This window comes from Dyella sp. LX-66 (genome assembly GCF_018599165.1).
In the GTDB taxonomy this organism is placed as follows: Bacteria; Pseudomonadota; Gammaproteobacteria; order Xanthomonadales; family Rhodanobacteraceae; genus Dyella_D; species Dyella_D marensis.
The window spans coordinates 212,138-225,785 of sequence record NZ_JAHFVJ010000002.1 but is presented as its reverse complement, the minus strand read 5'-3'; the positions used below and the strand labels follow the sequence as shown (position 1 = coordinate 225,785).

The following is a 13,648-nucleotide window of genomic DNA, read 5'->3' as shown; positions in this document are numbered from 1 at the left end:
ATGTCCAAGCCCACGCCCACTCTCGCCATCGTCGGCGCCGGCCCCGCCGGCCTGATGGCCGCCGAAACCGCCCGCGCCGCCGGCCTCGACGTCGACGTCTACGAAGCCAAGGGTTCGGTCGGCCGGAAATTCCTGCTGGCCGGCGTGGGCGGCATGAACCTCACGCATGGCGAGCCGCGTCCCGCCTTCGACGGGCGCTACGGCGAACGCGCGGCCGAAGTCGGGCATTGGCTGGACGATTTCGATGCCGACGCACTGCGCGCATGGGCGCGCGGCCTGGGCGTGGAGACCTTCGTCGGTACTTCCCACCGGGTGTTTCCCGCCGACCTCAAGGCCGCGCCGCTGCTGCGCGCCTGGGTGCATCGGCTGCGCGAGAGCGGCGTGCGCTTCCACGTGCAGCACCGCTGGCTGGGCTGGACGGACGACGGCGCGCTGCGCTTCACCGCACCTGCTGGCGAACTGGCGGTGCGCGCGGATGCCACCGTGCTGGCGCTGGGCGGCGGCAGTTGGCCGCAGCTGGGTTCGGATGGCGCCTGGCAGCCGTGGCTGGCCGCGCGCGGCGTGGACGTGGCGCCGCTGGAGCCGGCCAATTGCGGTTTCGATATCGGCTGGAGCGCGCATCTGGCCGAGCGCCATGCCGGCGCACCGCTCAAGCCGGTGGTGGCGCACTGGCACGACGCGGACGGCCGCGAGCAGCAGCGCCAGGGCGAGTGCGTGATCACCGCGACCGGCATCGAGGGCAGCCTGGTGTATGCGCTCTCGGCGATGCTGCGCAAGGCGATCGCACGCGACGGGCAGGCCACGCTGACACTGGATCTCGCGCCGGACCGTCCGCTGGAACGCCTGCAACAGGACCTGGCCAAGCCGCGCGGCAGCCGCTCGCTCAGCGAACACCTGCGCCGGCAAGCCGGCATCGCCGGCGTCAAGGCCGCGCTGCTGCACGAGCTGGTGAGCAAGGAGAAACTGCACGACAGCTCGAAGCTCGCCCGCGCGATCAAACGGCTCGATCTGCGGCTGAAACAGCCCCGCCCCATCGCCGAAGCGATCAGCAGCGCCGGCGGCGTGCGCCTCGAAGCGATGGACCAAGGCCTGATGCTCAGCGCCCTGCCCGGCAGCTTCTGCGCCGGCGAGATGCTGGACTGGGAAGCGCCGACCGGCGGCTACCTGCTGACCGCCTGCTTCGCCAGCGGACTGCGCGCGGGCGCCGCCGCGGCGGCGTGGGCGCTGGCCCGTCCGCTCTAGCAAGGACGCGTAGGTTGGGGTGAGCCACAGGCGAACCCCAACATTCAGCTCACCGCATGGTTGGGGTTCGCCTATGGCTCACCCCAACCTACGTCCTGTGCTGCTTACTTCAGATTCGCCTTGCTGGCGTCGATATCCGCCTGCAGCTTGGTCGCCAGCTCCTTCGACGCATGGTCGAGCAGGCTGACGAACAGCTTCGGATAGTTGGTCTGCCCGTTGACCTCGGCCGTCGGCTCCAGGTGCGGCTCGCTGCGCGTGACGAAGCCGCGCGCATTGGTGGTGCAGCGCATGCTGATGTCCAGCGTGGCGATCGAGGGCTTGTCGTCCTCGTGGCGCACGCGGATGTCGGTCTTGACCCGCTCGCAGGCCACGGTGAGGTTGGAGATGTAGGCCGGCTGCAGCGCCTGGCGCAGCTGGGCCTGCAGCACCTCGGACACGGGGCGGGAGGGGCTGAGCACCACCTTGTCGTCCAGGCCGCGCACCTGCAGGTCGCCCGCGGTGGGCTCCACGCTGATCCACGGCGCGAAGGCCGGCACCACCAGTGCATCCACCGGCGCGGTCTCGCGCGCCTTCTGTCCCCCGCAGGCGGCCAGCGCCAGCGCGATCACCGCCAGGCCCGCCCCACGGGCCATCGTCGTCTTGTTCATGGTTTCCCCCCAGCTAATTAGCCGAAATGTACCTTGCACTGCGGCAATCGGGCAACGCCGGATGCGCCTCAATGCGGCGCGGTTCGCAGGAATCGCCCATCGGCCACAACCGTCTAGCCGTCCAATCGACGCGGCGACTCAGGCCGCGCGGTAGTTGTCCACCTCGCGATAGCGGCGCGCATAGGCGCCGAAAGCCAGCGCGGCCAGCAGCGCGAAGGCGGCGAAGAAGAACATCTGGAAGGCGTCGACGCTGAGGCCCGTGCTGGCGATATGCCCGGTCACCGCCTCGTCCCGCACTGCGGCATTGGCGATCAGCACCCACAGGTTGCCGATGGTGGTGGACAGGTACCAGAAGCTCATCATCACGCCCTTCATCGACGCCGGCGCCTGGCTGTAGGCGAACTCCGGCCCGGTGGCGGAAACCAGCACCTCGCCGAAGGTCAGCAGCACATAGGGCAGCACCTGCCACACGATCGACAGCGCCTGGCCGTCGTCCAGCAGCAGCTGGTAGCCGCCCACCACGATCCAGGCCAGCCCGGCGAAGGCGATGCCCATGGTCATCTTGCGCAGCGCGGTGGGCTCGACGCCGCGGCGGCGCAGCAGCGGGAACAGCACCAGGTTGTTGAACGGGATCAGCAGCATCACCAGCAGCGGGTTCAGCGCCTGCATCTGCGCCGGATGGAACCACCCCGGCGCGGCCATCGCATTGCCCTGCAGCACCCAGGTCGAGGCCTTCTGGTCGAACAGCGAGAAGAACGGTGTGGTCAGCGCGAAGACCACCAGCACGCGCAGCACGTTGCGCGCGCCGTCCACCGCCGCATCCGCATGCCGACCGCGCGCACGCTCCAGCTGCAGCCAGGCGCCGGCACCGACGCCGCCGAGCAGCGCCACGATGGCCAGGCACAGCGCGATCACGAAACCCAGCGAAGGAGCCATGGCCAAGGCGGCGAGTGCGGCGAGCACGCCCGCGCCGGCCAGCCACAGGCCCGGCCGCGCCTGCCCCGGCGCCTGCGTGAGCAAGGCCGTGCGCACCACGCGGGAGAACGCATCCGGATCGGGCGGCGATGGCGGCACCATCACGTAGCGGTGCCGCCCCAGCCACAGCACGAACGTGGCCGCGAGCATCAGCGCGCCAGGAATACCGAACGCCACCGCCGCGCCGAAATGGCGCAGGAACATCGGCGCCAGCAGCGAGGCGAAGAACGAGCCGAAGTTGATGATCCAGTAGAAGGCGTCGAACACCGGCTTGGCCAGGTGCTTGTTGGCGCTGTCGAACTGGTCGCCCACGAACGAGGCCACCAGCGGCTTGATCCCGCCCGCGCCCAGCGCGATCAGGCCTAAGCCGACGTAGAAGCCGGTGGGATGGTGCTCGAACAGCGCCAGGCACAGATGCCCCAGGCAGTACACGAGGCTCATCCACAGCACGGTGTGGTACTTGCCGAAGAAGCGGTCGGCCAGCCAGCCGCCGAGCAGCGGGAAGAAGTACACGCCGATCACGAAGGTGTGGAACACGTCCTTGGCCGCGCCCGGGCGCTCGGCTTCCGGCAGGTGCAGCAGCAGCGAGGTGATCAGGAACGGGGTGAGGATGTTGCGCATCCCGTAGAAGGAAAAGCGCTCGCAGCCCTCGTTGCCGATGATGAAGGGGATCTGGCGCGGCAGGCGGCCGCGCGCGGTGGAAGGGGCGGCGCTCATGCGTGGCTCCAGGGGACCGGCCAAAGCCTCGAGTGTGCCGCAAGATTTTGCGGACACCAAGCCAGTGCCGCGTCATCTGGCCCTGTTAAGCTGCGCGCCACTTCAAGCGGCGGGGTCCCATGCGCTCCTTCAAACCATTGCTGGTGCTGGCCGTGGTGGTGTTCGCGGTCTTGCTGTGGAACCGCCGCACGGCGCCGCCGGTTCCTGCGGCCACGCCGCAGGCGCAGTCCGCAGCCACGCCCGCGCCGATGGCGCGCCAGGCTCGTGGCGCAACATCCCCAGCCAGCGTGCCTGCCAACGGCCTGCCCTCCTTCCTGCCGCCCGAGGCCGGCGACACCCTCGCCCTGATCGCGCGCGGCGGCCCGTTCCCGAACCGCCAGGACGGCGTGGTGTTCGGCAACCGCGAAGGCCTGCTGCCGCAGCAGCCGCGCGGCTATTACCACGAGTACACGGTGGCCACGCCCGGCCTCGACTATCGCGGCGCGCGGCGGATCATCACTGGCGGTAATCCGCCGGTGGTTTACTACTACACCGACGACCATTACCGCTCGTTCCGCGCTTTCGAGGTGCCGCGATGACTCCCCAGGACCACGACATCGACCTGCTCGACCCCGACGCCGGCGGCGTGTTCTTCGTGATCGAGGAAGACCTCGATCCGCTGGGCGCCCAGGGTTCCAGTCAGGGCCTGTTCGTCGCCCGCACCAGCCTCAAAGGCTGCACCGGCAAGGACGAACTGCTGCGCCGCCTGAAAGCCTCCTGGCGCCTGCCCGCCGAGTTCGGCGACAACTGGGACGCCCTGGCCGACGCCGTCAACGACCTGGACTGGCTCGAAGGCACCGGCTACCTGCTTCTATTCGACCACGCCGACGACCTGCGCGAAGCCAGCGAAGAAGACTTCGACATCCTCCTGGACATCCTCGACGAAGCCGCCGAGACCTGGCAGGAAGACAGCAAACCCTTCTTCGCTTTCTTCGCCATGCCCGAAAGCGCCTTCAACGACCCGGATTTCTGATGCAGTCCATCGATTTCGACCTCGACGACCGCCACGAGCACGTCGAACTCAACCAACTCCTGAAACTGACCGGCCTGTGCGACAGCGGCGGCGCCGGCAAGGCCATCGTGGCCAGCGGCGCGGTGTACGTGGACGGGCAGCAGGAGCTACGCAAGACCTGCAAGATCCACGCAGGCCAGGTCGTCGAGATCGACGACATTCGTATTCGCGTGAAGCGCGCGCCGTAAAGCTCGCTCGAACAACGCCATCGCGAGCCCCGGCCCCTCACCCTGCCCTCTCCCCGGAGGGGAGAGGGGTGAAGTCGTGAGGCAGGCAGGAACGAAGAACAAAAGCTAGCGCCAGTCCTTGAACGTCCTCTTCGCCACGGCACGTTGAAGCACCCGCTACGTAAACGCAACGTCGTTTCTTATAGACCCAGGTTAATCAGGTTACCGCAGCCGCCCACCGCTCCTTCTAGTCGCGTCGCGAGCCGTTGCTCTCAGGCCATTTCTTTTGGGTTACTTTTTCTTTGGGCCAGCAAAGAAAAAGTGACTCGGGCGCCGGCAGGCGCACGAAATGCCCGCTGCATAAGCGGCCCATTCGCGGCACCGCGAAAACCAGGCGATACCGCAAAAGGATCCCGGCCTACGCCGGGATGACGAGCAGGGAGGGCTACGCCGACACAACAGGCGAAGGAAGCGGCATCGCATCAATCCGCGCCCGCAGATGCGTCACCTGCGGCACCCGCAACAGAAACTCGCGCTCCAGAACATCAAGGATCTCATCCGTATCGGTAAGCGTGCGCCGCACAGTCTCCCCACCCAACGTATGCACCGCAAAATCCCGACTACGCAAAGTCAACCGCCGCCCCGGCACCGTACGCGCAATATTCAACCCATGCAGAAAATGCGACTCAGGAAACGTCGATGTGTAATGGTTCGCCACCACATAATCGACATCATCCTTAGGCTGCAGATCAAACCGATACAGCGTCTGCCACTGCTCCCGCACCAGCGCCTGCATGCGCCAGATGCCCCCCTGCTCCAGCAGCCGATACGGCTCATGCGTACTCACCTGCTCCACCAGCGGCACCAGCTTCAGCGCCCCCGGCAACACCATCCCCCCAAACCCCACATCGGCCAGCCAGCTCTCGCCATCGATCTCGATGCGCAACAGCATGTGACTCTGCGCAGTGACATCATCGTCGTCACGCTGCCATAGCACGCGGGCGATCAGCCCCCGCACCGGATAGCCGATCGCACGCAGCACTTCGCGGAACACGAAATTCTGCTCGAAGCAGTACCCCCCGCGCCCGAACTCGACCAGCTTGCGCTCCAGCCGCCGCGGCTCCAGCACCACCGGAATGCCCAGGAACGGATCGAGATTCTCGAACGGAATCGCCGCCACATGCGCCACCGCCAAGGCACGCAAGGTCGCCACGTCGGGCTTCGCTTCCCCCTGGAAACCGATGCGCCGCAGATAGGCCGGCAGGTCGATGGCGTAGCTCATGGAAAACACCTTGGGGAGCGGCTGGGGAGGCGGCACGATAGCACTGCGGCCGGAGGTAACCCCGTGCCATTCGTGGGCGAAAACAGTTCGAACGGCGCCGCTGTGCGCGCCGCCCCTTTCGATCGATGGAGCCTCGCACCATGAGCACCCGCCTGCCCCGCCTCCGCCTGCTCGCCGGCCTGATGCTGGCCGCCGGCACCACCGCCTGCGGCGTCGTTGCCGCCGACAGCGCACCCGTCGCCGCACCGGCGCCCACCGTCGACGCCGCGCCCGCCCTGGGCGAGCAGACCGCCGTATTCGCCGGCGGCTGTTTCTGGGGCGTCGAATCGGTGTTCGAGCACGTCAAGGGCGTGAAGAAGGTCTGGTCCGGCTATGCCGGTGGGCAAGCGGCTACGGCCAGCTACGAGCAGGTCTCCGGCGGCAACACCGGCCATGCCGAATCGGTCAAGGTCGTGTACGACCCGGCCAAGGTCAGCTACGGCAAGCTGCTGCAGGTGTTCTTCTCGGTCGCCACCGACCCGACCCTGCTCAACCGCCAGGGCCCGGACACCGGCACGCAGTACCGCTCGGTGATCTTCTACGGCAACGACGAGCAGAAGCGCGTGGCCAGCGCCTATATCGCCCAGCTCGACCAGGCCCACGTGTTCCGCGCACCGATCGTCACCCAGGTGGCGCCGCTCAGGGCCTTCTACATGGCCGAGGCCTACCACCAGGATTTCGCGCGGCTGCATCCGGACTATCCGTACATCGTGATCAACGATGCGCCGAAGGTGCGCCATCTGAAGGAGCTGTTCCCGGCCGAGTACAAGCCGGACGAAAGCGTCGTGGACGTGCAGTTGCACTGAGACGAACGGCGTAGGTTGGGGTTCGCCTGCGGCTCACCCCAACCTACGCATAAGCATCCTCAACGCTGCTTCGGCGGCACCAGCCGCAGCTTCGCGGGCTTCGGGCTGCGCACCAGCTGGCGCGCGATCTCCTCGGCCGCTTCGGGGCGCGAGTAGTAAAAGCCCTGGCCTTCGGCGCAGCCGGCCTTGAGCAGGAACTCGTGCTGCTCCTTGGTCTCGATGCCTTCGGCGATCGGCCGCAGGCCCAGGCTGCGCGCGATGGCCAGCATCGCCTCGGTGATGGCGGCGTTGTTGGAGTCCTGCGGCAGGCCGTTGATGAAGGAGCGGTCGATCTTGAGGAAGGCGATGGCCGACAGCTTCAGATAGGCCAGCGAGGAATAGCCGGTGCCGAAGTCGTCGATCGCCACGCCCACGCCCAGCGCGTGCAAGGCATGCATGGTGCGGTCGGTCTGTTCGCCCAGGCGCAGGATGGCGCTCTCGGTGATCTCCACCAGCAGGCGCTTGCCGTCCAGCTGCTCGGCATCCAGCGCCGCGCTGAGGCGCTCGATAAAGGTGCGGTGGCCGAAGGTGCTGGCCGAGACATTGATCGCCATGCGCAGCGGCGGCAGGTGCGCCTGGTCCCAGCGGCGCACCTGGGCGCAGGCTTCGCGCATCACCCATTCGTCGATCTGGCGGATCAGGCCTAAGCTTTCCGCCATCGGGATGAATTCGTCCGGCAGCAGCACGCCGCGTTCCGGATGGCGCCAGCGCAGCAGCGCTTCCACCGCCACGATGCGGCTGGTGCGCAGTTCCACGTTCGGCTGGTAGACCAGGTACAGCTCGCCGCGTATCAGGGCCTGGCGCAGGTCCACGCCCAGCATCAGGCGGCGGCGCGCGTCGGCATGCATCAGCGGCGTGTAGAAGCGGAACGCGTTGCGCTCCTCGGTCTTGGCCACGTACATGGCCGCGTCGGCATTGGTGATCAGGGTGATCGGGTCGCCGCCGTCCAGCGGGAAGCCGGCGATGCCGATGCTGGCGCTGAGCGCGATCTCGTAGTCGCCCACCAGCACCGGCTCGGCCAGCGAGGACAGCAGGCGCGTAGCCATGGTGCGCGCATCTTCGCGCGTGGGCAGGCGGCCCAGCAGCACGGTGAACTCGTCGCCGCCGATGCGCCCGGCCACGTCGTGCGGACCCAGCGCGCGGTCGATGCGCTCGGCCACCTTGACCAGCAGGCTGTCGCCGATCGCGTGGCTGTAGCTGTCGTTGACCACCTTGAAGGCGTCCAGGTCCACGAACAGCACCGCCACCGCATTGCGGCCGTGGGTGGCGCCGAGGATGGCGTGTTCGCACAGGCGCTCGAACTCGGCGCGGTTGACCAGGCCGGTGAGCGGGTCGTGCGTGGCCAGGTGTTCCAGGCGCAGGCGGTCGGCCTTGATCGCGGTGATGTCGGTCAGCACCGCCACGTAGTGCTGCACGCGGCCGTAGGTGTCGCGGATGGCGCTGATGCTGAGCAGTTCCGGATAGGTGCTGCCGTCCTGCCGCCGGCTCGACACCTCGCCCTTCCAGTTGCCGCCGTTGGCGACCGTGTCCCAGATCGAAGCCGGCAGCGGCGAGCCGTCGAGCTGGGTGCGCGTCTCGTCGAAGCGGCGCGTGCGCACGGCGTCGGCGTCGTAGCCGGTGATACGGGTAAAGGCGGTGTTGACCGTGGTGATGCGGCGCTCGGCATCGGCGATCACCACACCTTCGGCGATGCCGGCCAGCGCTTCGGAGGCGATGCGCCGCTCGTGCTCCATCGTCAGCCGCTCGGACACGTCGCTGATGATCGCCTGCCGCACGAAGCGCTCGCCCCACAGCGCCAGCGCGCTCTGCGTTTCCACCGGGCGCGCCTCGCCGCCGGCGTCGCGCAGCAGGGCGACGTTGCTGTCCTGCGGCGCCTCGCCCGAGGCGAACAGGCGCGCGAACGATTCGCCCAGCAGTTCGTCCGGGCCGCGCCCGGTCCAGCGCGCGGCTGTGCGGTTGGCGTCGAGAATCTGTCCGGAGGATTCGTCGACCATCACGATGGCCGAGGCGGCGCTGTCGAACAGCAGCCGGTAGCGTTCCTCGGTGCCGCGGATGCCGGCCAGGATGCGGCGCGCCATGCGCAGCCAGAGCAGTCCGGCGACCAGGGTGATCAGGGCCACGCTGGCGAACAGCACCCGGCCCATCCAGGTGGCGCCGTTGGCGATGTGCAGCGAGAAGCTGCTGCTGCGCGGCTCGATGAAATCGTTGAGCTGGTGGATGCGGTCGCGCTGCCGCGCGAGCTCGGCCGGGGCCAGCGCGCCGGTGGCATAGCTGCGTTCGAGTTCGCCGGCGATCACGTTCAGTTCGGCGATCTGGCCGTCCACCGAATGCCAGTCGACCAGCGCCTCGCGCATATGCGGGGCGGCGGAAAAATACTGCAGGATGAAAACCATGCCGGGGATCGCCGAGGGGATCACCCCGCCGCGGCGGAAGGCCTCGATCACTTCGGCCCGGTCGAAGTCGCCGCTGTCGATCTTGTCGCGCGCAAAGCGGTCGGTCATCAGCACCGCGTAGTTGCGGCGGAAACCCTGGAGGTAGACCGGGTCGCCCTTGGTGGCGTAATTCTCCAGGTCCACCACCGCCTGCTTCTGCGCCTTGGACCAAAGACTCTCGCCGTTGAGAAAACCGGCGAGAGTCACCTGGAGCTGCAAGGCCCCCCATGTAAGGGCGAGGACCAGCCCGAGCATTGCCGCCAGTGCGTAGGCCAGCGGCAGCAGCCTTTGCAGCAGGGGTCTTCGCAAGCCAGTACGAGCGTTACGCATAGCGTCCCGTGTCCTCATTCAAGCCGACATCCACTGCCTGCGATGCGTCCCGCCCGGCAAACGCGTTGCGTCAGGCTGCGGCTTCACTGACTGACCACGGATCCTGGCGCACGTCCAGGCAGCGGTCCAAGGTGATCTGCATGCTGACGTAGCTGCGTCGCACGCATTCCCCCAGATAAGCCACCTCGGCCGGCGTCGGCGCCGTCCCCATTAGCGTACACACAATTTCGAGCGCCTCCCAAGGATGAGTATCGTCGTAGGCTGCGTGAAGTTGGAGCCAACGCAAGCCCTTGCCCCGGGTCTCGGTCGCAAAGGCTTCCTTGTAGGGGCTTTCGAACACCTTCTGGGACCACTCCCCGGTTGCGCCTTCCACCGCGTAATTGGTGGCGATCATGCCGGCGGCGAGGGAAGCCTTGGTGCTTACCTGTTCGCACCAGTCGGGCAAGGCTCCCGTGCCATGGGGCGGCAACCCGTGCAGGACCTCGTCGCGGCTGATCCCCGCCGCTTCGGCCCAATCCAGCCAGTACTCGGCATGGTTCTGCTCCACACGGATATTGCGCACCAGCCAGCGCCGGGCCAGGTTGTCGCCCTGGGTTCGGCCGTACTGGGTCTTCAGCAGGTTCAGCGCCATGTAGGCCGGGAAACGCTCGATGACGGGCCAGATCCCCACCATGAAGTCTCGCGTGGAGGCAGCGTGAAGACGACTGTTCATCATCAGCTCCCATACCTCGTGGTTCACCACCGTGCGCTTGGTCTCCTCGGCGGCGTGGACGATGTCCTGCGCCCAGTGCGGATAGCTGCTCAGCTCGGTCAGCGCGCCGGTGCGTTCAAATTGCGTAGTCATGATGCGATCTCCAGTGTTTTGACTGACGTCGGCCGAATGGCCGACGCCCCGGCGCCAGAAAGGTGCCGGAGATCACATATTCTTCGTACTGGAGGTGGCAGGACATCGAAAAGTGTCCGGCTCTTCGGGGTAGTGCCATCGGCCGCCCCTTCGCTGCCGAAAGGCCGGCCGACGCGGTTTCGCGGGGCTGTGCCGGCCAGCAGCCGCCAACCGGCGCGGGGCTTCATTTTCCCCGGGGCGCGGGGTGCTCCGCAGCACCCTGAGCTATCGAAAGAGGTATCCCTGACGAGCGATACCGCGGGTTTCGGGCCGCGGCGCCGCGCTCAGCCGGCGTGGCGCACCGGCAGGCACAGCAGGCAATTGAACACGCCGGTGTCCTTGTCCATCTTGAAGTCCAGCCCGTACAGCTCGACCGCGCGGCGCGCCTCGTCGCTGGTGTCGACCACATAGCCGCTGCCCGGCAGCCATTCCGACACGAAGCGGCCCCAGGCGCCGGAAATCTGCGCGGCGGTACCGCCGAACAGCGCGCAGGCATAGCAGCCGCCCTTGAGCGTGGTCAAGCCGATCTCGCCCTGCGGCTTGAAGTCGTCCGCCACTTCGATGCAGGCGTCGTAGCGCAGCTTGTCCGCCGGCGTGACGCCCGGGTCGTCCATGCACACGCCGTACATCAGCCGCGGCGGCGGGATCAGCCCCTGCTCGCGGCACCACACCGCGAAGCGCTGCCACAGCTGGGAAATGCTCGCACTGCCGTAAGGCCCGACGTGGCGCATATAAGCAATGCGTGCATCGTTGAGCAGCTTGATCTCGACTTGCATGGGAAGGTCTCCGTTGGCGGGAACGTGGCCGTGCGGCCACATGCCCCCATCGTTGCGGATCGCTTCCAGCACGGCTTGATGCTTCTTGCTTTCGTCTTGACGAATCTTGCTGAGCAGCTCGCGCCGCGCCTCGATCCAGCCGCGATGGCCGCCGCCGCGCCACTGCGTGGGCGTCATGCCGAAATAGCCGCGGAAGGCGCGGGTGAATACTTCCGGCGACGCGAAGCCGACATCCAGCGCAATCGCCGACGCTGTCGCCGGCTGCGCCGCCATCAGCCGCGCCGCTGCCACTTCCACGCGCCGCCGGCGCACGCGCTCGGCCAGGGTCTCGCCGGCCAGCGCCTTGAAGATGCGGTGGAAGTGATACGGCGAGAAATGCGCGACCTTGGACAGCGCATCGAGATCCAGCGGCTCGGCCAGATGCGCGTCGATGTAGTCGAAGACCCGGTTGATGCGGGCCAGATAGGCGTTGTAGCCAGCCGTCGAAGCGTTCACTGCTGATCTTTCACGAACCATACGCGCGCGATCTTGCCCTGCTCCACTTCGTAGATCGCCGCCGCATGCAGCGTCTTGTTGTCGGGGCCGACGCCGGTCACCTCTTCCTCGTCGATCACGCGCTTGCCCAGCAGCATGCGCCTGACGATGCGCACATGCAGCTGCGGCGAGTTCTCGAAGAACTTCCCGTAGCCCTTGCGCATCGCCTCGGTACCGGACGTCACCAGCTTGTCCGGCTGGTCGTACAGTTTGACGTCCGGCTGGTAGGTATCCAGAAAAGCGTCGATGTCGCGCGCGTTGTAGGCATTGACCTGGCGCTGCACCACGTCGGCGGCGGAGACCGGCAGCAGTTCGTCCTGGCGGTAGGCATGGCCGCCCTTGATCACCAGGGCGATGTCGTGCAGATGCGCCGAATCCTGCAGCGGATCGGCATTGAGCACCACCAGATCGGCGAACTTGCCCGGCGCCACGCTGCCCAGCTCGCGCTCGCGGCCCATCAGGCGCGCGCCGTTGAGGGTGGTGTCGGTGAGAATCTGCGCGGGGGTGAGACCGGCCTTGGCCATCCAGGCGTATTCGCGATAGATCGACGGGCCCGGCAGCGTGCCGATATTGCCCGCGTCGGTGCCGACCACCACCGGCACACCGGCATCCTGCACCGTCTTCAGGTTCTGCAGCAGCACGGTCGGATCGGGGATCGCGGGGTGCTCCTTGATGCGCTTCAGCAGCCGCTCCGGCACCAGCCCGGGCGGCAGCTGCATCAGGTCGGACAGGCTGCCCATGATGGCCGGATTGCCCAGCGCGTACTCCTGCGGCGTGAACGCGAACTGCTGGTAGAAGCTGCGCATGTAGGCGCGCATCACTTCCAGCGTGGTGCTGTACAGCGCCTTGCGCTGTTTCAGCAGCGCCATGAAGTCCGCATCGAGCGGCTTATCGTCCACACCGTGCACGAGAATGTCGGCACCGGCCTTGAGCGCGGCGCGCGCGGTCTCAAGCTCGGTGGCATGCACGGCGACGCGCAAGCCGTGGCGATGCGCCTCGTCGATGGCGGCACTGACGATCGGCACGAACTGCTGCGCGGTGCTGCCCTTCTCTACCACGTACCAGATCTTGATGTAGTCCGGCTTATGCGGCAGTTCCTGGCGGACCAGCTCGCGCGCCTTCTCCGGCGTGTCGGCCAGGATGATCGGCGGATCGGCCACGTCGCTCAGCACCGGCGGCTTCCAGGTCGAGATCAGCGGCCCGGTCACCGCCACGCGCGGCGCGCGTTCGGTGCGCGCGGCGATATCGCGCACCTCGAAATTCCACATCGGGCCGCCCACATCGGCGACCGCGGTAATGCCCGAGGCCAGATAGCGCGCGAAGGTGTCGCCGAGCTGCGTCTTGATGCCGGCGATCTCGGTCTCGTACGGCACCGCCTTGCGCAGATCCAGGCCGTCGGGCCGGGTATACAGGCCGCCGGACTGGAAGAAATGCACGTGCGCATCGACATAGCCCGGCACCACCCACTTGCCGCGCGCATCGATCACCTGCGCACCCTTGGGCACGGCGACCTTCGCCGCGGGGCCGGCCTGCACGATGCGCCCGTCGCGCATCAGCACCACCGCATCGGGCACCGGCGCGCTGCCGTCGGAATTGACCAGGGTGCCGCCGGTAAGCGCGGTGGTGGTGTCCTGCGCGTGGATGGCGGCGGACGACAAGAACAGCACAACGAACAGCGCGACGCGTTTCATCGATGCTCTCTCCATGAGTTCCATGGTCCGGCCCGCG

Annotated in this window: 12 protein-coding genes; 5 read left to right on the top strand and 7 right to left on the bottom strand. The window is 67.4% G+C overall.

The window, feature by feature from the left end; all coding sequences use genetic code 11:
- Window positions 1–1,242 (top strand): TIGR03862 family flavoprotein, encoded by a 1,242-nt coding sequence (locus KK141_RS04680; RefSeq protein ID WP_214571567.1) that lies wholly within the window; start codon window positions 1–3, stop codon window positions 1,240–1,242.
- A 104-nt stretch (window positions 1,243–1,346) separates the two neighbouring features.
- Here KK141_RS04680 and KK141_RS04675 read toward each other — a convergent pair whose 3' ends face one another.
- Together KK141_RS04675 and KK141_RS04670 are read right to left on the bottom strand one after the other, a co-directional pair.
- Window positions 1,347–1,889 carry a hypothetical protein gene (locus tag KK141_RS04675; RefSeq protein WP_214571568.1) on the bottom strand — a complete coding sequence of 181 codons (543 nt, stop codon included), beginning with the start codon at window positions 1,887–1,889 and terminating at the stop codon, window positions 1,347–1,349.
- A gap of 138 nt (window positions 1,890–2,027) precedes the next feature.
- A complete protein-coding gene (locus KK141_RS04670) occupies window positions 2,028–3,581 on the bottom strand; it encodes an oligopeptide:H+ symporter (protein ID WP_214571569.1) in 1,554 nt (517 codons plus the stop codon).
- Window positions 3,582–3,700: 119 nt separating this feature from the next.
- Here KK141_RS04670 and KK141_RS04665 point away from each other — a divergent pair, with 119 nt between their 5' ends.
- Genes KK141_RS04665 through KK141_RS04655 form a run of 3 tightly spaced genes read left to right on the top strand, consistent with a single transcriptional unit; the run spans window position 3,701 to window position 4,820 of the window.
- Window positions 3,701–4,159 (top strand): ribonuclease domain-containing protein, encoded by a 459-nt coding sequence (locus KK141_RS04665; RefSeq protein ID WP_214571570.1) that lies wholly within the window; start codon window positions 3,701–3,703, stop codon window positions 4,157–4,159.
- A complete protein-coding gene (locus KK141_RS04660; protein WP_167255672.1) occupies window positions 4,156–4,593 on the top strand; it encodes a barstar family protein in 438 nt (145 codons plus the stop codon). The genes KK141_RS04665 and KK141_RS04660 overlap by 4 nt, the downstream gene beginning before the upstream one ends.
- On the top strand, window positions 4,593–4,820 hold the full coding sequence (locus tag KK141_RS04655; protein ID WP_167255674.1) for an RNA-binding S4 domain-containing protein: 228 nt from the start codon (window positions 4,593–4,595) through the stop codon (window positions 4,818–4,820). The genes KK141_RS04660 and KK141_RS04655 overlap by 1 nt, the downstream gene beginning before the upstream one ends.
- A 424-nt stretch (window positions 4,821–5,244) precedes the next feature.
- On the opposite strand, the gene KK141_RS04650 is transcribed toward KK141_RS04655, so the two are convergent.
- Complete coding sequence (locus KK141_RS04650) at window positions 5,245–6,081, bottom strand: arylamine N-acetyltransferase (RefSeq protein WP_214571571.1); 837 nt, start codon at window positions 6,079–6,081, stop codon at window positions 5,245–5,247.
- A 140-nt stretch (window positions 6,082–6,221) separates the two neighbouring features.
- Here KK141_RS04650 and msrA point away from each other — a divergent pair, with 140 nt between their 5' ends.
- The gene (gene msrA, locus KK141_RS04645) at window positions 6,222–6,926 is read left to right on the top strand and encodes a peptide-methionine (S)-S-oxide reductase MsrA (protein WP_214571572.1); all 705 of its coding nucleotides are present in this window, start codon (window positions 6,222–6,224) and stop codon (window positions 6,924–6,926) included.
- Window positions 6,927–6,985: 59 nt separating this feature from the next.
- On the opposite strand, the gene KK141_RS04640 is transcribed toward msrA, so the two are convergent.
- From KK141_RS04640 to KK141_RS04625, 4 genes are all read right to left on the bottom strand, one after another.
- Entirely contained in the window at window positions 6,986–9,706 is a 2,721-nt protein-coding gene (locus tag KK141_RS04640; RefSeq protein WP_345777591.1) for an EAL domain-containing protein, read from the bottom strand.
- A gap of 91 nt (window positions 9,707–9,797) precedes the next feature.
- Complete coding sequence (locus KK141_RS04635; RefSeq protein ID WP_214571574.1) at window positions 9,798–10,571, bottom strand: iron-containing redox enzyme family protein; 774 nt, start codon at window positions 10,569–10,571, stop codon at window positions 9,798–9,800.
- A 323-nt stretch (window positions 10,572–10,894) separates the two neighbouring features.
- Window positions 10,895–11,881: a GyrI-like domain-containing protein gene (locus KK141_RS04630; protein WP_214571575.1), complete on the bottom strand. Its 987-nt coding sequence runs from the start codon at window positions 11,879–11,881 to the stop codon at window positions 10,895–10,897.
- Window positions 11,878–13,611 carry an amidohydrolase family protein gene (locus KK141_RS04625; RefSeq protein WP_214571576.1) on the bottom strand — a complete coding sequence of 578 codons (1,734 nt, stop codon included), beginning with the start codon at window positions 13,609–13,611 and terminating at the stop codon, window positions 11,878–11,880. Before KK141_RS04625 ends, KK141_RS04630 begins: the two co-directional genes overlap by 4 nt.
- Between the last annotated feature and the right edge of the window lie 37 nt (window positions 13,612–13,648).